The sequence below is a fragment of the Planktothrix tepida PCC 9214 genome (assembly GCF_900009145.1).
GTDB classification, from domain to species: domain Bacteria; phylum Cyanobacteriota; class Cyanobacteriia; order Cyanobacteriales; family Microcoleaceae; genus Planktothrix; species Planktothrix tepida.
The window spans coordinates 1,220,474-1,243,548 of the sequence record NZ_LN889782.1 but is presented as its reverse complement, the minus strand read 5'-3'; the positions used below and the strand labels follow the sequence as shown (position 1 = coordinate 1,243,548).

Genomic DNA, 23,075 nt, shown 5'->3' with positions numbered 1-23,075 from the left:
TCCTTTACATATTGCTACCTGCCAAAATTTAATCCTGCCCACGTACTTAGGACAATAGAGGCAAATCATGGATATTACGTTCTTCCAATTTTTTGTCTTGAATTCCAGCATCTACATTGCCCTAATGACTTAATTATGGGGTTTAACTAAACTTGAAACCATGTCCAACCTAATCATTCCAGATGTAACCGTCCAAGAAAGAATTAAGGCTGCTGTTGCCGAGACAGTCAGACAAAGTGCGACCCCACCAGCAAGCCAGTCTCGAGATGAAACGGGAAGGTTAGTAGTAGTCGGCTCACTTGACCAACCTAATGTATTGGCTGGAAGTTCAACGAGTGATGTTATCCAGTCCGGTCAGAAAAGTGATGTGATTGATGCTGGTGACGGTGATGATGTTATCACGGGTTTACAAGGAGATGATACCCTCTTGGGGGGAGACGGGAACGACACCATTTATGCCGGAAAAGGAAAAGATTTGGTTTTTGGCGGAGTCGGGGATGATCTGATTTATGGTGATGAAGGAGATGATACGGTTTTCGGGAATGAAGGCAAAGATACCATCTATGGCGGGAAAGGACAGGATGCCCTAGATGGGGGTTCTGGAGATGACATCATTTATGGTGGGGGAGATGACGATAGAATTGTCGGAGGTGAGGATAATGACCTGCTTTATGGTGAGAAAGGAAAAGATATTCTTGATGGTGGAGCCGGGATTGATAGCCTCTATGGGGGTGACGACGATGACTCCCTCAATGGTGGGTTAGACCGTGATTATCTCTATGGCGGTAAAGGTGACGATACCTTAATTGGAGATGATGGGGATGATATCCTTTCCAGTGATAAAGGCAATGATAGTTTAATTGGTGGTGCAGGAAATGATTCCCTGACGGGTGGTGCAGGAAAAGATACCTTTGTCTATGAGGGAAATATCAATGATCTTGGCAAAGATACATTAACTGACTTTAATCCTTCAGATGATGTCATAGCCTTAAGCGCTGCTGATTTCTCAGCTATCGCTCCAGGTGTACCCGGTGCAATCGCCAACGGAGAATTCCAAACCCTTGCTAACTTCTCTGGAAATGCTGCGGATGCTGGTGATGCGAATCTAATTTATGATCCTGAAACGGGTTTACTGTACTATATTGACCAACAAGGAGGCGTAACACCTCTATTAGATATGGGTCAAAACTTAACCTTAAGCAATGACAATTTTGACCTAATTTAAAAGCAAAAATCTCAGATTTAGATGTTTTTGTAGGGATGAGAGAACCTTCCCCCTACAGCCTAAATTGATTCTTGCAAATTAATGCAACAAAATCTGACTTGATTTAGTTTCAGGGTGTTGGTGAGTACAGAATCATGGAAAACTTAGAAGAAAAAGAACTCGCTGAAAAAGCTTTGTTTCTACAAAATCAAGGACAACTCAACCCAGCGATTTCCTATTATCAACAAGCTCTTGAAAGCCGTCCTCAATGGCCGGAAGTTTATTATAATTTAGGGATTATTTTTGAACAAAAACAGGATTTTCAGACAGCAATTCGTTACTATAAACAAGCAACTTTACAAAACCCAAATTATGCAGAAGCTTACTATAATTTAGGAGTGGTTTATCAAAATCAAAGTTTAATTGAATCAGCCATCAAAAGTTATCAAAAAACAATTGAACTTGCACCTCAACTCATCAGAGCTTATAATAATTTAGGATGTTTATGGATAGAAATTGAGGAATATTCTCAAGCTATTGAACTTTTTAAGCAAGCCCTTAATTTAAACTCTGAACAAGCAGAAATTTATAATAATTTAGGTGAAGCTTATTTAAAAAATGGAAATATAGATGCAGCGATCTCAAATTATTTGCAAGCGGTTAAGTTTAAACCCAGTTTCGTTAAAGCTTATGAAAACTTAGGGCGAATTTTTTATCAGCACAATTTGTTTTCGGTAGCTCTGCAATATTTACAAGAAGGGTTAAAGATTCAACCGGATTCTATTTCGCTTCACAGTCAATGTGCAACTGTATTAATAGCTCAAAATAACCTCGCAGAAGCAATCAGTTATCTGCAAAAAATTGTAGCTTTAGAACAATCTTGGATAACAGCTTATTGTCAGTGGGCAGAAAGGTTCAACAGTGAAGATATAATGGATCAAGCGACGGCTGCTAGTGGTCGATTTTTAAAAATATTATTACAACAATCAATACCTCAAGCTTCTCTTGTCCAAAAATATTTAGCTCAAACCTATTTATATTTAGGTCGAGTTTTAGTGGAATATGGCAATTATCCCAGTGCAGAACGTTATTATAAACAAGCAATTGAGATTGAACGCCAATTAACTGAAGCTTATATTTACTGGGGGAATTGTTTAGCTAAAAAATGGCATTTTAATAGGGCTGCTTTGCAATATCATAAAGCTTTATCCCAACAACCAAATAATACAGAACTTTATCAAAAAGTTAGTGAGTTTTTAGAAAAACAGCAGCAAGTTGATCAAAAAAAATTAATTTTAACGTTCGCCAAAGATCGCTATCAATTAAAACTCCCTAAATCTGTAAAATTTCCTGAAAAAAATAAACCTAAATGTCAAGGATTAGACTGTCAATCTTGTTTAAAACAACTTCGTCAACAGTTTAAACCTCAGTTAATCGCACCCGGAATTGAACAGTATTTTTCTCCAGCAAATTTACTAGAAAACTATCTTAATTCTACTGTAACGCTCATTCCTGAAGGACGAGCTTGGGTGGCTCCTAAAACCAGTTGGTGGAATGTCTGTAATGCGATCGCAATTTTCAATTCAGACAATGAATTAATTCCCGAATTGTCTCAATTTTATCCGACTCCTTTACCCGGATGTAAAAATTATGATTGGAGTCAACATCAGGTTTTTGGGTTAGATGAGCTTCCACCCCTAAAAGTCATTCAAGGTCGTGTTGTGGTGTTATCAGGACTATCAGGAAATGTCTATTTTCATTGGATGGTTGATATTTTACCCCGAATTAAAATTTTACAAGAAAATGGCATTGATTTAAACACAATAGATGGGTTTTTAATTAATTCAACAAAACAAAGCTTTCAACGAGAAACCTTAGAAAAAATTGGAATTCCGGCTGATAAAATTATAGAAAGTGATCAAGTTTCTTATTTGCAAGCCTCTAGTTTAATTGTCCCTTCCTATCCGGCTTCGGTGGGTTGGGTTGTCCCTAATACGATTAAGTTTTTGCGAAGTTTATTTTTAACTGATATTTCACCTGAAATAAAATCCTATCCTAAACGAATTTATATTAGTCGCAACCAAGCTCGATATCGACGAGTTTTGAATGAAGGAGAAATCTTAGAGTATTTGAATCAATGGGGTTTTGTATCGATAGAGTTAGAAACCTTGACAGTTCAAGAACAGGCTGATTTATTTTCGCAAGCTGAAGTCATTATCGCACCCCATGGGGCAGGATTAACAAATCTGGTTTTTTGTCAAGCGAATACCGTTGTAGTGGAGTTAGTTTCTCCCCATTATATTCGCCCTTATTATTGGCTAATTAGTCAGCAATTGGGACTGAAACATTATTCTATCCAAGGAGAAGCTTTAGGGTGTTCTTTTTTGCGACAATTGATGTATCCCACTCCTTTAGTGGAAGATCTGCAAATTAAGGTTAAATCTTTAGAGACATTGATTCAATTTTCTGATATTCTAAAGGAAACGGCTAAATCTAACTATTCTTCTTGTGATACCAAGCCCATGATGTTATCCTCAAACCTTGATGTAATGGCATTAGAAAATGGGTTGAAAAAGGCGAAAGAGCATTTGACTCAAAAAAACTTTGAGGAAGCAATTTTAGCTTGTAAAAAAGTCTTAAACCTCGATAAAAACTGTGCAGAAGCTTACACAATATTAGGAAATGTGCTACAGCTTCAAGGAAATTTTGAACAAGCTCAAGCTTCCTATAAAAAAGCGATTGAGTTACAGCCTAATTTACCCGAAGCGTTAGGGAATTTAGGGAGTTTATATGCGAAACAACAGCAATGGGAATTAGCGGTTGAATTTTATCAAAAAGCTTTAAAATACAAGCCAGATTGTGAGAAACTGTATCAAAATTTGGCAAAAGTCTTAACAAAATTAAATCGAACAGAGGAAGCGACAGAATGTTGGTATCACGCTTATCAGTTGCAGCCAGATTTAGTGAGTGCTCAGGAACAGTTGAATTTAAGAAAAACCCTTTTAAGCCAAGGAAAAATAGAGTTTGCGATCGCTTGTTTTCGTCAAGCGTTAAAGCAAGAACCCAACTGGAAAGAAGCTCAAGCTGCATTAAAAACGGCTCAACAACAAGCAACCCAATCAAAAAAAATTGCTCTCTCTAATACAAAACCTTGTAGGGACGTTGTATGCAATGTCTCTACAGGAAATGAAACAGAAATTTTGAAACAAGCGGAACAGGATTTGAATGATCAGTTATTCAAAAAAGCGATCGCTCAATGTCAGCAAGTCATCGCTCAATCACCAAACCAAGGTAAAGCTTATGAAATTTTAGGAAAAGCATTCAATCAACTGGGACGTTTAGATCTAGCAATCAAAGCTTATCGAAAGTTAGTTAAACTTCAACCCAAAAATGCTATTGCTTATACTAATTTTGGGAATTTATATGCCAAACGTCAAGAGTGGCAATCAGCAATTATCGCCTATCAAAAAGCGATCGCTCTTAATCCTAATTTAGCAGTTGCCTATCACCGTTTAGGTCAAGTATTCCAGCAAATAGGAAATCAAGATCAAGCCATTGAATCTTGGTATCAAGGATTTAATATAGAACCCACTGCTTTTAGTGCAACGGATCATTTAGCATTAGGTCATTTACTGTGGAAAAAAGGTTTACTTCAACCCGCAGCAACCTGTTATCGTTATGCCTTGGAATGTGATCCAACCAATGCCACAGCCTATCATAATTTAGGGGAAGTCTTAGCGGCTCAAGGTCAGTTAGAAGCTGCCATTGATGCCTATCATCATGCCATTGAGTTAAATTCCAGTTTTGAAACCTACAATAGTTTAGGCAAAGCCTTAAGACAACAAGGACGGTGGCAAGAAGTGATAGCTTGTTATCGTCGGGCGATGGAGTTGAACCCTAGACTCTTAATGGCGATGCAAACCCTCACCCTGGGGTTAGCGTATAGCCAAACCCATCAAGATCAAGCTGAGTCCCAACCGTTGTTTTCGAGGATAGTCTCAGAAGTTCTTTCTTGGCAACCCCAAATTGGAGGAACACAACCCCGACCCCAACTCAGGGGAATGGAACCAGAAACATCAATTTCTGTATCCTACACAACAATTTTCCCTGACGTGACCTTGCAACAGGTTCAAAAGTTATTTGAACAAGGGAAATATCAGCAATGTATGCGCCAATGCCAACAACNTAATTTACTCATCTCTAATCCGGGGTAAAATTTAATTTTATCATCTTTTTACCCCTCCTTTTTTCTATTTTGGAGATGTCTAATAATTTTATTGAAAATTTACTAGAAGGATTAGCTCTCAGCTATGATGTTACTCTTCATGATTATGCATCAATTTGTCCCAGGGTGACGCTGAGTCAGAATGAGGGTAGATATTGTCAAGAACCTCCGGTTAAAGGATGCGAAATATGTATTAAGGGACATGGAACCCATAAAAGTTTACAAAAAATTTATAAAGAAATAGATAGTATAGAAAAGTGGCGGCTAAAATCAAAAATAATATTACAGTTTGCCCGAAAGGTATTTGTTCCTAGTCAAGATATGGCTAAACGAATGAGTAAATATTTCCCTGAAATCGAATTTACATTAAGGTATCATCCTGATGTTAACAAAACGGTTGTTTTACATTCCCAAAATGATTATCAATCAACCATTAGGGTAGGTTTAATGGGGGGTATATCAGAAATAAAAGGATTAAAAACTATTTATGAATGTGCCAAATATGCAGCTAAAGTTCAAAAGGATATTGAATTTATAGTCATTGGTCACACAGCAAATAATAGTTTGTTTGAAGATTTGTTAAACGTTACTATTTCTGGAGCTTATGAGCCAAAAGAACTCAATGATTTAATTAGTCAAAGTAAACTGGATTTTGTTGCCTTTTTTACGACAGTGCCTGAAACCTATTGCTATACTCTTAGTGAAGCACTAGAAAATGGTTTATATCCTTTTGCTTTTGATATTGGAGCGGTAGGAGAAAGAGTTCGCCAGTTGGGAGTAGGCTATTTAATTGCTCACGATACCAATGTTGCTTTTTTAGTTGAGGCGTTATATAATTTTGGCTATCAATGTCGGGAACAGCAAAGAATAATTGACATAGGCAATGATTATGCTGATTCGTTTTTAAGTAAGTATTATCTACTGAAAACTTGATGGAAAAAGTTTGTAAATTGCACATAATTTTTATATTAGTTCTGGTCTTCTAATATGATTAAAACTCTAATAGGAAAAAGTGGATATTTGTTTTTAAATAATGATTCAAATTCAGAAATACAAAAACATTCTCAAAATATAGGGAATATATCAAATAATTTATTAGATAAATACAAGCATCTTAATAAATATTATTTATTTGTTTATCCTGATAAATCAGTTCAATGTCAAAAATATTTACCTGATAACGTTAAAATTTTGTATAGGAATGAAATTGATAAATACAAAGAAAAATTAGGCGATAGAGTAATAGATTTATATGAAATATTGAAACATGAGGAGGATGTTTATTACAAAACAGATACACATATAAATAGGAAGGGTAATTTAATAGTATTTGATTTTTTCTGTGATTATATTCAAAAAAAATTAGAAATAACTATAAATAAGCCAAAAATTAAATTAATAAAACAACCTAATGTTATTCTATCTGAATTAGGTTTAGGTCTTGGAGACTTAACCTGGGATACAAATAAGGGTGATCTATTATTAGAAGATATAAAAGATGATTTTTATTTTTATGAGGGTATACTTCCAATTTATAATAAATATGTATTTAAAGATAATGACGATTTGCGATTAATTGAGATTAAAGATAAATCTTTACATGAAGTAATTTTAGTTGGAAAAGTTTTAAATTGGAGTATTATCTCTAGATATATTTTGTACAAAAAAAATGGACAGGCCAATAATAATTTAAAAATATTAATTTTTTATGATAGTTTTTTATCAAATATGTTGGAACTGATTTTACCATTGTTTAGTGAGATATATCTAATAAAATCAACATATACTAATGATATGACAGAAATCATAAATCCAGATTTCGTTTTTGAATTTAAAATTGAACGATTTTTAAATTAAGATAACTATTGAAAGTGTAACTATTTTTTTATATGAAAAAGTGAAACATTAGTTAGAAAATGTGTTATAGTATTCCTAAATAATTTGTGAAAACATATGAATGATAACTTTCAGTTAAATACAGTGAAACAAGCTGAGGAAGTTTTAAAAGTTGAGGAAATTTTGAAAACTTCCCCTCCCTTATTATATTACTTTATATGTTTTACTCCTAGAAGTGGTAGTTCCTGGTTAACAGAAATGTTAATAAAGACAGATATTGCAGGTTTACCCGAAGAGTGGTTTAATCCTGATTTTATAGATGAAAATTTAAAGCGTTTTTCCTGTAAAAATATGAATGAGTATATTCAGTCTATTATTAGATTTGCCTCTTCAAAACCTGATAATAGTCCTAGTGTATTTGGTGCAGAAATGTCTTTTTTTCAGTTTCAGCTTGTAGAAAAATTTTTACAAGAAGAGAATTTATTGTTTTCACAAAATATTAATTATATTTACCTATATAGATTAAATTTAGTTAGCCAAGCCATGTCATTATATAAAGCTGTTGAAACTCAAGTTTATCATTCAACTGATCAGAATTTTCAGGATAAATATGATCTAGATTTTATTTATAATGAAGAAGGTGTCTGGGAATGGCTTCTACATATTTTAGAACAAGAATTCGGTTGGAAACAATTTTTTAAAAAACATAAAATTGAACCTTTAATAATAACTTATGAAGAAATATGGTCTGAAACTGCGCTTCAAGTTACTAGAATTCTGCAATACTTGAATCTATCAGAGAATATCTCTTTTGACTTTGAAAGCCAACATCGGAAAATAAGCTCAAAAAAAGATCTGGATTTTGCAATTAAATTTACCAAGGAAAATTTTAATAAAATTCAAATATGCTATAAATATAGGGGAGAGAAGAATAACGAAGAAATCAGAAAATTAATTTTCTGATTTTAATATTTGTTTTAAAAAGATAACCCACATAAAGATGTTTACTTCAAAGCAATGCAGCTTGAAATAACAAAATATTTACAAATCGCCGAATATTATTATTTTAAAAACCAATGGAAGCAAGCTATTTCTTATTACAGATGTGCCCTCGAACTCAATCCCAACCTCCCTGGAATTCATCAAAAAATTGGGGATATTCTGCAACAACAAGCAGCATCAGAACGATCACATCTCCTTAACCTGTATCAACAGAAAATTCAGCAAAACCCTGATAATCTACAAACCTACTATCAAGCTTTAGAGATCTCCCCCAAGGATGCCGATCTCTATCTGGGGTTAGCTAAAGCACTGACTAGACAAGGACGCTTTGATCAAGCTCAACTTGCCTATCAAAAAGTCCTACAACTGCAACCTAATCACCCTCAATTACAGAACTTTAACTCGATTCAAAATCAGACCCTTAACCCAAATTTAATATCACAGGTAAACTCTTCGTTACAACTTGACCAAGCTAAACAAGCCGTTGATAGCCTCAACCAAATTGCCCTAGATAGTTTTCTCAATACCGGATCTCAACTGAATTTTCCAAGGGTTGAAAATCCAGAAATTAGTATTATTATTATTCTCTATAATAGAGCCGAATTAACTTTAAGTTGTTTAACTTCTCTGATCAGAAATTCTTTTCAATCTTTTGAATTAATATTAGTTGATAATAATTCTACTGATACCACTCGCCAACTCTTAAAACAAATCAATGGTGCAAAAATTATCCTCAATGAGCAAAATCTTCATTATCTTCTTGCCTGTAACCAAGCCAGTAAAATTGCTCAAGGAAATTATCTGCTATTTTTAAATAATGATACTCAAATTTTAGGGGATAGTATTTCTTCGGCTTTTAATACAATTAAATCCTCAAAGGATATTGGTGCAGTCGGTGGAAAATTAATCCTCCCTGATGGAACTTTGCAAGAAGCAGGGAGTATTATTTGGCAAGATGGGACTTGTTTAGGATATGGACGGGGAGACTCACCTAATGCACCCCAATATTTATTTCAACGTTCCGTTGATTATTGTTCTGCGGCTTTTCTATTAACACCACGAGATTTATTTTTACAATTAGGTGGGTTTGATGAAGATTATCAACCTGCTTATTATGAAGAAACAGATTATTGTATTCGATTACAAAAAATTGGTAAAAAAATAATTTATGATCCTAATGTCAATATTCTTCATTATGAGTTTGCTAGTTCCAGTCATACAGGTTCTAGTGATCATGCGATCGCCCTAATGGAAAAAAATCAACAACTTTTAAAACAAAAACACAAAGACTGGTTTAAATCTCAATATCCCTGCGATCTCAAAAACCTAATATTTGCTCGAACTCAAGCCAGAGAAAAACAAAAACGCCTATTATATATTGATGATAGAATCCCTCATCCTTGGGTCGGTTCAGGCTATACTCGCAGCCATTCTATTCTGTCTCATCTTGTTAAATTAGGCTATTCTATTACCTTTTATCCTGGGGATCTCCGTTATCTCGAAGATTGGTCAACAATTTATGCTGATATTCCCCAAACCGTTGAAATCATGCGAGGTTATGGGTTAGTAATGTTAGAAGATTTTCTCAGAGAACGCCAAGGATATTATGATCTGGTTTTTGTTAGTCGTCCCCATAATATTAAACATTTAAACTCCATTTTAGTTAAAGAAAATTTCCTAAATTCAGCAAAAATTATTTATGACGCAGAAGCAATTTTTAGTATTCGAGATTATGAATATAAACGTTTAAATAAAATTAATTTTACTGAAGAAGAACGTCAAAAAGCTATTACAGAGGAAATTAAACTAGCTAAAAATAGCCATCATATTATTACCGTTTCCCCCCAAGAAAAACAACAATTTATTCAACAAGGCTACACAAACCTTAGCATTTTAGGTCATACTTTTTCGCCTTATCCCACACCTAAACCCTTTGCAGAACGGCAAAATTTAATATTTGTAGGTTCAATTTATGAACTAGAATCTCCTAATGCTGATTCATTGTTGTGGCTAACCCATGAAATCTTTCCCCTGATTCAAAATCAACTTGATCAGACAATTGAACTTATAATTATTGGTAATAATACCGTTGAAGAAATTAAACAAAAAATTAATAATTTAAACAATTCATCAATCAAATTATTAGGCAAAGTTGATGATTTAATCCCTTTCTATAACCAAGCTCGATTATTTGTAGCCCCTACCCGATACGCAGCCGGAATTCCCCATAAAGTTCATGAAGCCGCAGCTTATGGTTTACCCATTGTTACCACATCCTTAATAGCTCAACAGTTAGGATGGAACGCGGAAATAGAATTATTAGTTGCGGATGATCCTGTAAATTTCGCTCAACAATGCGTTAAACTTTATCAAGATTCAAATCTATGGAATAAACTCAGAAAAAATGCCCTTAATCGAGTAGAAATTGAATGTTCTGCGACCGTTTTTTCAGAAAAATTGGATTCTATCTTGAATTTATTTTAGGATAACATAGAGTTTAGATTCGAGGTTGTTTTTCATCTCTTACCAAAAAACAGTTCAGTTAAACGCGAATTTAATCTTTTTTCAAGGAGCATTAGGAGATATCTGGTTAGATCAAGGACAGCCCGAAAAGGCGATCGCTTGTTATCAACAAGTGCTTCAGAAGTCGCCTGAGTTATGGGAAGTTCATCATAAGTTAGGCGATGCCCTCTGGCAACAAGGAGAAGTGGAAGCCGCCGTTGAAGCTTATCAGCAAGCCGCAGAGTTGTCTAGGATTTCTTAACCTTTAATTGTTTATTTTGTGTTTATAAATTATTATATAATTGACTATGATTATTGACCAACAACCCTCAAAGTTTTCTAAGAATCCTCAGATTGTGCCTTCTATGGTTAAAAGTCATCGTCGATCTATTTCTCCGGCTGAACCTGCTTATCGTTTAGCTAAGGTATTAGTTGAACAGGAAAAATGGGAAAATGCGATCACCGCTTATCAGCAAGCATTAACCATTGCCCCGACTTGGGTTGAGGTACAACGAGAGTTAGGAGATTTGTTACTCAAGTTGGAACAGTGGGAAGAAGCAGTTAAGGTGTATGAAACAGCCATCACGCTTCAGCCGGATGTGGCTCAGGTTCATCATAATTTAGGCGATGCTTTGCTAAAGTTGCAACGTTGGAATGAGGCGGTTGTAGCTTATCAAAAAGCGATTGAATTGAATCCTGATTTTTCTTGGTCTTATAATAATTTAGGAGATGCACTGCGAGAGTTGCAACGTTGGGATGATGCAGTTGAGGCGTATCAGAAAGCGATTAAGTTAAAGAGGGATTTTGCTTGGTCACATTACCATCTAGAAAATATTTTAGTTAAGTTAAAGCAATGGGAAACAGCAGAGGCTGCCTATTCGTGCGCGCTTGAACTTGATCCCAAGTTACCAGAACTTTCACAGTTAGCTAAAGTTGTACAACAAGACCAACAGTATTCACCTCAAGCGCAAGAATTTGAGTCAATTGGTATTGTTCAAGCCTCTCAAGATCTCGAAAAAAAACAACCTGTTCTGAATCTTGACAAAAAATTGTTGGAATTAGGAAATACGTTTCTACAAAATCAACTCTATGAACAAGCCAGAGAGAGTTACTGTTTAGTTCTAGAGATCAACCCGAACTTGACAGAGTGTTATCAAAGGCTGGGTATAACCTTGCAGGAACTAGAACAATGGGAAGAAGCTATTATTTGTTGGCAAAAGCTGACTCAGTTGGAATCTAAATATTGGGAGAGTTACCAGAAACTTGGAGATGCTTTGCTGCATCAACAACAGTGGAAAGAATCTGTGACCGCCTATCAGGAGGTAATTAAGTTAAATCCCAATTACTCTTGGTCGTATCATAATTTAGGTAAAGCTTTGTTAGAACTTGAAGAATGGGAAGACTCTGCTGTAGCATCACGTCGCGCTATTGAGTTGCATCCTACTTTTTGTTGGTCTTATTATCATTTAGCAGAAGCCCTTGCTAAACAAGCCCAATGGGAAGAAGCCGTTGCGGCTTACCGGGGTTTTCTTAACTTGAGTGACAATCAACACAATTTAGCTTATATTTACCAAAAGCTAGGAGATGCTCTCAGAGCGTTGGCTCAACTACAGAAGCCACAAGAAAGGATTTTAAAACTACAAGAGGCACTGGAATGTTACGAACAAGCGATTGAACTCAATCCCGATGATTTACAATCTTACTATAACGCTTTAGCAATCAAACCTAATCATGGAAAACTCTGCTTTAAATTAGCAAATATATTTACACAGCAACAGGAATTCCAAAAAGCTATTGTTTTTTATCAATTGGCAATACAGATGCTACCGAATGATGCTCAAGCTTATTTTAAACTCGGCAATATTTTAGAACAACGGGGTCAGTTTTTGGAAGCAACAAACTGTTATTCAAAAGCCAACCATCTTCAACCTGAAGAATTTAAATATTCCTATCATTTGTCACAAATCTTGCTGAAACAGCAAGACCCCGATACTCTAAATTGCTCAAATTAAAATTGATAATTTTTGACTTAAACCATAACACAAATTAAACAAAAATTAAAATAATATATAGCAATCCCAAATAGGTTGTAATCATTTAAAAGTGATATGAAACAGCTAAAAGTATTACCCCTGTTCCCTGTTCCCAGTTAAGCTGTTCCCTTTTGAGCAGAAATTTTGGATACAACTCAGATAGGATTGCTATAGATCATTTTAATTCGATTTACTATTCATCCGTTAAAAAAAACAACAATGTCAAATCTAATTAATGATTAAACTACAACCCAAAGTAAGCGTTGTGATCCCAACTTATAACTATGCTCACTTCATCCGAGAAACGATAGAAAGCGTCATCAACCAAAATTTTAAGGACTATGAAATCATTGTCATTGATGATGGCTCCACTGACAATACTCGTGAGATTTTGCAGCCTTACTTTGATCGTATTTACTACGTTTACCAAAATAATCAAGGCTTATCTGAAGCTAGAAATCATGGCATTCGGTTAGCGAAAGGGAAGTGGGTGATCTTCCTAGATGCAGATGATTTTTTTTTGCCCAATATATTAACAGAATTAGTCGGAGTTTTTGAAGCTCAACCTAGTCTGGGCCTTGTTATTTGTGGTTGGCACATGACTAACGAACAAGGCAAAATCATCTCTACTGTAGAATTGTGGAAGGGCTTGCCCAAACTAGACTTAGAAGCTTGGGTACAGTGGCGTCCTTTATTGCCCAGTGCCACATTGTTTCGCAAGGATTGGCTCGAACAGGTGGGGGGGTTTCAAACCGAGGCATTTCCGGCAGAAGATATTGATTGTGTTTTACGAATGGTGGTGCAGGGATGTCAGTCAGACTGGCTACGAAAAGCAGGGGTTTGTTATCGACAACACGGCAAAACTATTACTCAAAATACCCCAAGACAGGCGCAAGCCTTTGAACGATTATATGATCGTTTTTTTGCTAGAGCAGATTTACCGATCTCTGTTCGTCAACTGGAAAATAGCACTCGCTACAATAGTTTAATTTGGACAGCGTGGCGTCTGTACCACACAGGTCGTTTCGAGGAAATGGGGCAATATTTCCGTAAGTCACTGAATTATACCGTTAACACTCCAGCCTCAATTATTAGCAGTTGGATTGAATTTTTGGTCACGAACTGTTCTTCCTATGGCTATGAATTAGATGTTTACTCCCTAACTCAATCTCCCGTTTGGCAAGAACTGATGATTTATACTCTGAGTTGGAAAAAACCACGAGTGAGTATTATTATTCCTGCTTATAACGCAGGTCAATACATTCAGCAAAGTCTAGACAGTATTTTTAACCAAACTTATAGTGATTATGAAGTGATTGTGGTGGATGATGGTTCCACTGACAATACCTCTAAAGTCTTAGAATCCTACAGAGAACGTATTCGCTATGTGTATCAAGAGAATCAGGGGGTTTCTGAAGCTAGAAATCATGGACTTTATTTAGCACGGGGTGAGTTGATTGCTCTGTTGGATGCAGATGATTGGTTTTTACCTCATAAATTAGAAGAGCAAGTTGCTATTTTTGATACTCAGCCGTTTTTGGCAATTGTCAATAGTGGTTTTCGTATTATTAATGAGTATAATGAAGTCATTCGAGATGTGGAATGGTGGCATAGTATCTCTGAATTAACGGAGCAAACCTGGCTATTATATAAACCTGTATTGCCAAGTGCTATGATGTTTCGTCGGGAATGGTTGCAAAAGGTCGGAGGATTTGACTCTCGGCTTACCGCAGGAGAGGATATTGATATAGTTTTACGCATGGTAGCATTGGGATGTAAAGCGACTTGGCTACCTAAAGTTACAGCTTGCTATCGCATTCATCAAAGTAGTGCAACTCTCCGAAATACCCCAAAACAGGCAAGATGTACCGAAAAAATGTTGGACAATTTTTTTGCTCAATCTAATTTACCAGAATCAATGCGTGCATTAGAATGTCAGTCTCGCTACCAAACTTTAGTGTGGATTGCATGGCTACTTTACCACACCGGCTATCTTCCAGAAATGGCTGAATATTTACACAAGTCGTTGGATTACACATCGGACTCTTGGGCTAAAACAATTTCTGACTGGATTACCAGTTTCGCCAATAATACCAAAGGATTTGGCTATGATTTTGACTCTTACGCTCTAACCCAATCTCAAGAGTGGAAATGGATTTTATCAAAAATAGGAATTGAAACATAACAAGGAATTTCAACTTATTCTGGAAAAATATCAACGCTAAGTCGGTTTTCAATGATTAACTTAATAGTTAAATGGAGGAAGCAATAATGACAGAACCTCAAAAACCAGAACAACAATCTATGCACGAACTTATCCCTAATAATTTTCCCCAAGATGCTCTTAAAAAGTATCAAGAAGAAATTGCCCAACTTCAAGCTGAATCTAAAATTCTTAAAGAGAGTTTAGAGATGGAAAAAGTTAAACGTTACATCAATCAAATTCCTTGTTATGAAGTGAGGCAAGTTAACAGAATTCAGGCAGATAATTTTTCGGAAATTTTAGTTGGGTTTGGTTTATACACTCCTCAAGAGACAGAAGTGTGGGATGGGGGATTATTACCATTGAGAGGATGGGTGTTAGGAAAAAAATCCCCAGCTTTAACTGTCGAAGTCGAAGTTAACAACAACTTCCACTGTCAATCTCCTGTCAACCTTCTACGGAATCATGTAGTCAAGCAATATGAGGATTTACCCTATAGTAAGACTTGTGGCTTTGATTGTCTACTAAATCTGAAAACATTATCAGAGCAAGTGCAGTTAAAATTGATAGTAGTGTTGAGAGATGGAAAAAGAATAGATCTTTTTGAAATCCGATTGTATCAGCGCCATCTCTTCTCGCCCTATGAACCTGTAAAATCCTGTGAACTCAAAAATTTGGTAATTAATTATTTACAGGAACAAGCTAAACTGCGGCTAACGGATCAGAATAGTGTATTTGCAATGGAACACCATTTAGTATCTAAGGAAAAAAAAATAATGTACTGTTATATTAGTAAAAATGCTTGTTCAACTTTTAAGTCAGTTTTAGTAAAATATGAAAATATGGCAACTTTGGACAATCTAAATGTGCATGATCTACATAATAAATTTACATGGAGTTTAATGTCAAGTTATAGTGATTTATTGGATACAAGTTATTTTAAGTTTGTAATTATTAGAAATCCATTTTTACGGTTAGTTAGTGCTTATCTGGATAAATTAGTGAGGTCAGAATTTAATCAATATGAACCTTTTGCCCAAAATGTTATTAATATAGTTTATTCTGATGAATCAAACTCCCTTTCTTTTCAAGATTTTATTCAGTATTTATATGAAACAAAATCACAATTTTTGAATGAGCATTGGAGACCGCAAGTAGATTTTTTGCTGTTTAATCACTATGATATGTACCTTCAGATGGAAAATTTAAAGCAAGATATTCCTAAATTAGAGAAAGCTATAAATATAGAAGTTCCTAAAATCAACGTAGGTCAACATTCAACCCCATATTCAAAAATGAGTTTGGATGAACCTTGGACAATCAAGGGTAATCAACTCTGGCAAATCCTTAAGGATCAAAAAACCTTACCCCTTCCTGATGAAATGTATAATAATGAATTGATTGCTAAGGTTCGTGAGCGATATCAACAAGATATAGAGCTTTATGAGAATTTATTTGGAGTTTCCCCAGAAGCTCTAGCAATCCCAAATAGATTGTAATAATTTAAAACTTATATAAAACAGCCAGAAGTATTACCCCTGTTCCCTTTTGAGCAGAAATTTTGGATACAACTCAAATAGGATTGCTATATGTTAAGACCATCTACCTAGAATATTTCTTGATTTGATTATTTACTTGAGGGAACTGAAAAATATCAACATCAAAGTCAACTTAATAAATCTGTTGTTACAATTTTAACGAAATTTTAAACACTAAGCTAATGAGATTGAGTTATGATAGTTATAATCCCAACTTAGCTTTAAGGAAACCAACTTAGCAGATCTCATACTCATCTGGTTCTCGCTTGAGCGAATATGCGCTTCTACTAGGAAACATTCCTTTAATATATTCTTAGTAATTTGAGCAAAAATTAATAAAACCTTTACGTTTGAATTTATAACTAAGTTATGAAAAAAAAAGAAATTGAAATTATCACTCTACATCATTTATGTTGTGCTGGTGGAACCATTATTAGTAAATGCCTTGCTGCAATGCCTAATGTAGTTTTTTTAAGTGAAATACACCCTCTACATTATGAAAGTTTTGCTTTTGATCCGATTGGGCAACTATTGAAATATGATTTTTTTTCTCAACAACAAGCTTTGGATTTTTTCTCAAATCAAATCAATGATATACTGCAAGTTTGCCAGCAAAATAGTAAAAAGCTGATTATTAGGGATCACAGTTATATAGATTTTATTAGTAGCCAAAGAAAGTATTCTCTCTTAAAGAGAGTATTGTCAAAAAGGTTTAAAATTAAAACTGTAGCAACACTGAGAAATCCAATTGATTGCTGGTTGGGAATGACTGAAAGGGACTGGCATAAACCAGTTGGTACATTTGAAGAATATTGTTCTAGATATATTTCTTTCGTGGACGAATTCTCAGATAGTTATATAGACAAATATGAGAACTTTGTAGAGTTACCTGATACTTTTATAAAAAATATATGCGCTTATTGCAATTTAGAATATGATCCTAATTACAAAAATAAGATAGCTAATATTACACTGACGGGCGATAGTGGGCGTAAATCTAATGTAATTGTTGCTAGACCACGCCGAGTGTATGATAGTCAAATGAATCAGGAGTTTTGTAACTCAAAAAACTTTAAAATTATTCAAGAAAAAGTGGGTTATAACAATATAGATGATACTGATATCAAAAGCATAAACTTAGCACTTGATAAGCCATCTCAACACATTTCATTTTTATATAGAGGTTCAAACTTAAATCAGTTAATCAATCTATTGTTACAATTTGAACGAGGTTTAAACGCTATCTTAATGAAATTTAATAATGATATGAGTTATCATCCTATTGATGAAGTTGAAGTTTGTGGAGAACCTGTTGCCACTTTAGAGAATCTCCTGAACAGTTTTGTTAATCTGAATCAGCATCTTGATCAAAAAATTGTTTTTCACTTGATCAATCTATTGTTACAATTTGAACGAGATTTAAACACTATCCTCATAAAATTTAATGATAATATTAGTTACCATCCTAACGTAGCTTTAAGGAAACCAACTCAGCAAAGCTCACACTCATCTCATTGTAATCAATTGCAATCAGCAGTCAATGGTATTAAAGACGGAAAATTTAGCTTTCACACAAAACTAGAAGTCAATCCTTGGTGGCAAGTAGATTTAGAAGGTATTTACTTACTCACGGAAGTACAAGTTTACAATCGAATAGATACCTGTGCTGATCGTGCTCGTACTCTGAGAATTTTGCTCTCGTCCGATGGTAAAAACTGGAACTTAGTATATACTAACGAGNTTATGGGAAGTTCATCATAAGTTAGGCGATGTCCTCTGGCAACAAGGAGAAGTGGAAGCCGCCGTTGAAGCTTATCAACAAGCCACAGGGTTATTGTTTTATTCCCTGTCTATAGATTACTATATATAATTGACTATGATTATTGAGCAGCGACCTAAAAATTTTGTTAAAAGTCCCAAAGTTGTACCTCCTATGGCTAAAAGTCGTCGTCGATCTGTTTCTCCGGCTGAACCTGCTTATCGTCTAGCTAAAGTATTAGTTGAACAGGAAAAATGGGAGGATGCGATCGCTGCTTATCAGCAAGTATTAACTATTGCGCCGACTTGGGTTGAGGTACAACGAGAGTTAGGAGATTTGTTACTAAAGTTGGAACAGTGGGAAGAAGCTGTTAAGGTATATGAAACAGCCATCACGCTTCAGTCGGATATAGCTCAGGTTCATCATAATTTAGGCGATGCTTTGCTAAAGTTGCAACGTTGGGATGAGGCGGTTGTAGCTTATCAAAAAGCGATTGAATTGAATCCTGATTTTTCTTGGTCTTATAATAATTTAGGGGATGCGTTACGGACGTTAGAACGTTGGGATGAGGCGGCTGAGGAGTATCAGAAGGCAATCAATTTGAATGGTAATTTTGCGTTATCTTATCATAATTTAGGGGATATTTTAGTTAAAAAAGAAAAGTTAGAAGCAGCGATCGCAGCTTATCAAAAAGCGATTGAGTTAGATCCAAATTTTGTTTGGTCATCTTATAATTTAGGCGATGTTTTAGCTCAAAAAGAGGAGTGGGAAAGTGCGATCGCAGCTTATCGGTCTGCTGTTAAACTCGATCCCAATTTGCCACAATTCCATGAAAAGTTAGGCGATGCTCTACGACATCAGATTCAGAGATATTCGGAAGAAGTTTCTGAAGTTTATCACAGAGCAGTTGAACAGAATCCTACGGATTTACAGGCTTATTATAAGGCATTAGAAGTTAACCCCAAAGATGCTGAAATGTCTTTGAAGTTAGCTAATACTTTAAAAAATCAGGGCAAAGTAGAACAGGCTATTACTTTTTATAAAAGCACTTTACAAATTGAACCTAATAATCCTGAAATTCAAGCGGTAGCTGGACACCAATTGGGGGATGTTTTGCGGAAGTTAGGAAAGGATAAGGGTGTTGGGGTTTACCGGACTGTAATCCCTCAGAATATCGTATTATTCACACCCTATTATAAAGCCAAGCAGCCCGAAAGACAGGATGAATTGATTTATTGCCTGAAGAAAAATATAGAGTGTCCTGAAATTGAAAAAATTGTCTTACTGATTGATGATGGTTATCAACCAGAACTAGAAAATTCTAAGATTGAAATTATCAGGCTGTCTTCTCGGGTGACTTATCTGGATTGGGTAAAATTAACACAGGCAAGATTTACTGATAATATATCAGTTTTGGCAAACACTGATATTTACTTAGATCAATCTATTTCATGGCTTAGAGACATATTTTCTACTAACCCTAATGCTTTTATTGCCCTCAGCCGTCATGAACAAAAAGGTTCAGAACAAACTTTGCATAAAAATCCCCATCAATCTCAGGATGTTTGGGCGGTTTGTGGAGACTATAAGTTTACTGAATCTTTGAAAAAATCTTTGTCAGTTCCTTTGGGATTGCCTCGGTGTGATAATAAAATTGCCTACTTGTTTTCAGTTCATGGTGCTAAGGTATATAATCCATGTAATTACATCAAAATAGTTCACGTTCACGAAACACAGTTAAGGTCTTACGATAAGTACGGTGATACTACGATTTTAGGTAGCACAGCATGGGTTTATCCCAGTGAAAATCTGAATCAGCCGTCCAAGTTACAGATGAATGTATGGACTTTAAACCCAGATGAAGTAGAAAACATCCAAATCAATGATAGTTTGATTCTTTGGCGGGAACAGCGAAAAGAGAAAGCTTTAGAGTCTTGGGAAACTGCATTAGACTCAGAAATAGTCAAGGCGATGCTGGAAAAATCTCAGGAAAAAATTAGGCAGTTTCATAATAAACATTTAGGTCAGCGCTGTGTCATTATTGGCAATGGCCCTAGTTTAAACGAAATGGATTTATCATTTCTGAAGCATGAAATTTGTTTTGCAACCAATAAGATTTATTTAGGGTTTGAACGTTGGGAGTTTTTACCCACTTATTATGTAGCCGTTAATCCCTTTGTAATTGAACAAAGTGTTGATGAAATTCGCGAGATCCCTTGTCCTAAGTTTATTGGGAATCGGGGGATTACCTATTTTTCTCCTACGGATGATATGATGTTTATCAAAACTTTCCCCTCTCCAGGGGAACTCTTTAGTAAGCATCCTGATGTCGGTTTAACTGAAGGCTCTACAGTCACTTATGTGGCGATGCAGTTAGCTTATTATATGGGGTTTAATGAGGTAATTTTGATAGGAGTCGATCATCATTTTGTGACCCAGGGAACTCCAGGCCAAGCGATCATTTCTGATGGGGATGATCCCAATCATTTTGATCCTGATTATTTCGGTAAAGGATTAACATGGCAGTTACCTGATTTGGAAAATTCGGAAAAAAGTTATCAGGTTGCCAAGCAGGTATTTGAGGAAAGTGGTCGGAGGATTATTGATGCCACAGTTAAGGGTCGTTGTCAAGTTTTTCCTAAGCAGGATTATAAGGAAATATTTAAAGAATTTTATCCAAAGATAGATAGCAGTTCTTTTATCAACTTGGGGAATGTTTTATTCAACCAAAACAAATTTGACAAAGCCATCTATGCCTATGAGAAAGGTATTAAAATAGACCCTAAACAACCCAGTCAGGTTTATGAAAATTTAGGTGAGTGTTTAGCACGTCAAAATCAACGTTATCCTCGTCTTTTATTGATTGACTGGATTAAAACTGGCTCCATGTCAGCCACCGGTCAAATTAAGGAAAAATTACTGGCTGAATATCCTGCCGACAATTGGTTACAGCTATACGTTCGGGACAACAAAGAGTTTAAGTTATTTTCAAAAGGCAAGGAATCGTTAGAGGAATTAACTTTTTCAGATCGAGATAGTTTGGTTAGAGAATGCAAAAATTTTAATCCTAGTATAATTTATTATCGTCCCGTTTCAGATAATCTTGAATTTTATGATTTAGCCTGTGAAATTATTACTGATTTGAAAGTACCATTAGTTACTCATGTTATGGATGATTGGATGGGTAGATTATCTCAGCAGAATTCAGAGCTTTATACAGAATTAAACAAATCTTTTCATGCTCTTTTAAAAAACTCTGCGATACGCCTGAGTATTGGTGAAAAGATGTCAGAAGCTTTTGAAGAGCGCTATGGTTTAGATTTCGTTCCAATCGCCAATTGCATTGATGTTAATGATTGGTTAAATTCTGAAAATAATTCAAAAACAGAGTTAGAGCAAGATGAGAGAAAAACTTTTAAAGTTCGCTATGTTGGTGGTTTATCTGATGAAATGAATTTTTATAGCATATCCGATTTGGTTGAGGTGGTTGAGAAATTAGCCGATACTTTACCTGTTAAATTAGAGATATACACGATGAAACATTGGCAAGAAAAAGCCATTAAAGCTTTTGCAAAATTTACAGCCACAACTATTTATGAAGCAAACTTATCACAAGAAGATTATTATCAATTGCTCAAAAGTGCTGATGCTTTAATTGTTGCTTATAATTTTGATTTCAATAGCATTGTTTATACAAAGTATTCGATAGCAAATAAATTACCTGAATGTTTGGCCTCGGGAGTTCCCACTATAGTTTATGGACCTTTAGAAGTAGCAACAGTTGAGTATGCCGCTCAGACTAACTGTGTTCAATTAGTAACTGAGCGAAATCAAGTTCAGTTAATGGATGCAATAAGGCAATTAATTAACAATTATGATTTTGGCAAAGAACTCAGTAAATGTGCTCAGAAATTTTCTTTTGAACATCATAATGGATCAAAAATTCGACAGAAATTTTATAAAGTTTTGAGCCAAGCATCTTTAACTTATAGCTATTTAGAAATAACAAAAAGACCAAGAAAGTTCCCCAAGCAAGTGTCAAATAAATCAACTAAAAAATCTTCATCTTCTTTCAAGACTCACTTAGATGCAGGTATCAAACTAGAGCGAGAAGGAAATTTGACAAAAGCACTTGAGGAGTTTTTGAAGGCAGCAAAATTAAGTACAAGTCATCCAGAAATATATCATCGAATCGGTGAAGTTTATTTGCAGCAAAAAAAATATAAAGAAGCTTTATCTTCCTATCAAAAAGCATTAGAAATCAGTCCGAAACATTATTGGTCTTGGAGAGGTTTAGGCGACATTTATCTTGAACAAAGTAACTTACCTAAAGCAATAGATTCTTATCATCACTGTGTCGAAATAGAACCTAACTACTTTTATGGGCATCAAAGATTAGGCCAAATATATCAACAAAATCAATTATTTAAAGAAGCAGTTGACTGTTATAAAAAAGCACTGGAAATAAAGCCCGACTCATCTGAAATACAGCAAAGATTAAAGTTTTGTCTTCAGAAGAGTTTTGAGATCTGAAAATACTATAGTTCAGTTCAGTCTTTCTACAAATACGCTTTTATCATCGGCGTTTCCGTCATCTATTTTAAAAAAAAATGGCACATCTCCGTCTCCACTTCCCACCATATCTATTATAAATTGTTTCAGATCTGGTCTTTTATCTCTTGAGTATCCATGCACTATTTTTATCGCTTTCATTTCTTCTTCTTCCTGATTTCCTTATTTACGATTTCCATCGCTTCTAGGGGGGTTTCATCT

Annotated in this window: 13 protein-coding genes; 12 read left to right on the top strand and 1 reads right to left on the bottom strand. The window is 35.1% G+C overall.

All coding sequences use genetic code 11. The features are described 5' to 3' along the window. Window positions 1–160: 160 nt before the first annotated feature. From PL9214_RS08430 to PL9214_RS08370, 12 genes are all read left to right on the top strand, one after another. The gene (locus PL9214_RS08430; protein WP_083579922.1) at window positions 161–1,225 is read left to right on the top strand and encodes a calcium-binding protein; all 1,065 of its coding nucleotides are present in this window, start codon (window positions 161–163) and stop codon (window positions 1,223–1,225) included. Between the two features lie 134 nt (window positions 1,226–1,359). Then, a complete protein-coding gene (locus PL9214_RS08425) occupies window positions 1,360–5,418 on the top strand; it encodes a tetratricopeptide repeat protein (protein WP_072718313.1) in 4,059 nt (1,352 codons plus the stop codon). Window positions 5,419–5,465: 47 nt separating this feature from the next. Further along, complete coding sequence (locus tag PL9214_RS08420) at window positions 5,466–6,362, top strand: glycosyltransferase family protein (RefSeq protein ID WP_072718312.1); 897 nt, start codon at window positions 5,466–5,468, stop codon at window positions 6,360–6,362. A 54-nt stretch (window positions 6,363–6,416) separates the two neighbouring features. Further along, complete coding sequence (locus PL9214_RS08415) at window positions 6,417–7,286, top strand: alginate O-acetyltransferase AlgX-related protein (RefSeq protein ID WP_072718311.1); 870 nt, start codon at window positions 6,417–6,419, stop codon at window positions 7,284–7,286. A gap of 96 nt (window positions 7,287–7,382) precedes the next feature. Next, window positions 7,383–8,228, top strand: coding sequence for a Stf0 family sulfotransferase (locus PL9214_RS08410; RefSeq protein WP_072718310.1), 846 nt, complete (start codon window positions 7,383–7,385; stop codon window positions 8,226–8,228). A 54-nt stretch (window positions 8,229–8,282) separates the two neighbouring features. Further along, window positions 8,283–10,751: a glycosyltransferase gene (locus PL9214_RS08405; RefSeq protein WP_072718309.1), complete on the top strand. Its 2,469-nt coding sequence runs from the start codon at window positions 8,283–8,285 to the stop codon at window positions 10,749–10,751. Window positions 10,752–10,776: 25 nt separating this feature from the next. Continuing rightward, window positions 10,777–11,031 carry a tetratricopeptide repeat protein gene (locus tag PL9214_RS08400; RefSeq protein ID WP_072718308.1) on the top strand — a complete coding sequence of 85 codons (255 nt, stop codon included), beginning with the start codon at window positions 10,777–10,779 and terminating at the stop codon, window positions 11,029–11,031. 46 nt (window positions 11,032–11,077) lie between these two features. Further along, complete coding sequence (locus tag PL9214_RS08395; protein WP_072718307.1) at window positions 11,078–12,781, top strand: tetratricopeptide repeat protein; 1,704 nt, start codon at window positions 11,078–11,080, stop codon at window positions 12,779–12,781. 256 nt (window positions 12,782–13,037) lie between these two features. Beyond that, window positions 13,038–14,987: a glycosyltransferase family 2 protein gene (locus tag PL9214_RS30045; RefSeq protein ID WP_083579921.1), complete on the top strand. Its 1,950-nt coding sequence runs from the start codon at window positions 13,038–13,040 to the stop codon at window positions 14,985–14,987. An 86-nt stretch (window positions 14,988–15,073) separates the two neighbouring features. Further along, a complete protein-coding gene (locus tag PL9214_RS08380; protein WP_072718306.1) occupies window positions 15,074–16,504 on the top strand; it encodes a sulfotransferase family protein in 1,431 nt (476 codons plus the stop codon). 408 nt (window positions 16,505–16,912) lie between these two features. After that, the gene (locus PL9214_RS08375) at window positions 16,913–18,304 is read left to right on the top strand and encodes a galactose-binding domain-containing protein (RefSeq protein ID WP_072718305.1); all 1,392 of its coding nucleotides are present in this window, start codon (window positions 16,913–16,915) and stop codon (window positions 18,302–18,304) included. 115 nt (window positions 18,305–18,419) lie between these two features. Then, entirely contained in the window at window positions 18,420–22,835 is a 4,416-nt protein-coding gene (locus PL9214_RS08370) for a tetratricopeptide repeat protein (protein ID WP_072718304.1), read from the top strand. A 12-nt stretch (window positions 22,836–22,847) separates the two neighbouring features. Here PL9214_RS08370 and PL9214_RS30540 read toward each other — a convergent pair whose 3' ends face one another. Continuing rightward, the gene (locus tag PL9214_RS30540; RefSeq protein WP_245824226.1) at window positions 22,848–23,015 is read right to left on the bottom strand and encodes a hypothetical protein; all 168 of its coding nucleotides are present in this window, start codon (window positions 23,013–23,015) and stop codon (window positions 22,848–22,850) included. Window positions 23,016–23,075: the final 60 nt, after the last annotated feature.

Bases quoted from the DNA above. Each gene is read 5' to 3' on its own strand.
- PL9214_RS08430 (WP_083579922.1), top strand. From the start codon at position 161: ATGTCCAACCTAATCATTCCAGATGTAACCGTCCAAGAAAGAATTAAG.
- PL9214_RS30045 (WP_083579921.1), top strand. From the start codon at position 13,038: ATGATTAAACTACAACCCAAAGTAAGCGTTGTGATCCCAACTTATAAC.
- PL9214_RS08395 (WP_072718307.1), top strand. From the start codon at position 11,078: ATGATTATTGACCAACAACCCTCAAAGTTTTCTAAGAATCCTCAGATT.
- PL9214_RS30540 (WP_245824226.1), bottom strand. From the start codon at position 23,015: ATGAAAGCGATAAAAATAGTGCATGGATACTCAAGAGATAAAAGACCA.
- PL9214_RS08405 (WP_072718309.1), top strand. From the start codon at position 8,283: ATGCAGCTTGAAATAACAAAATATTTACAAATCGCCGAATATTATTAT.
- PL9214_RS08370 (WP_072718304.1), top strand. From the start codon at position 18,420: ATGATTATTGAGCAGCGACCTAAAAATTTTGTTAAAAGTCCCAAAGTT.
- PL9214_RS08415 (WP_072718311.1), top strand. From the start codon at position 6,417: ATGATTAAAACTCTAATAGGAAAAAGTGGATATTTGTTTTTAAATAAT.
- PL9214_RS08410 (WP_072718310.1), top strand. From the start codon at position 7,383: ATGAATGATAACTTTCAGTTAAATACAGTGAAACAAGCTGAGGAAGTT.
- PL9214_RS08420 (WP_072718312.1), top strand. From the start codon at position 5,466: ATGTCTAATAATTTTATTGAAAATTTACTAGAAGGATTAGCTCTCAGC.
- PL9214_RS08380 (WP_072718306.1), top strand. From the start codon at position 15,074: ATGACAGAACCTCAAAAACCAGAACAACAATCTATGCACGAACTTATC.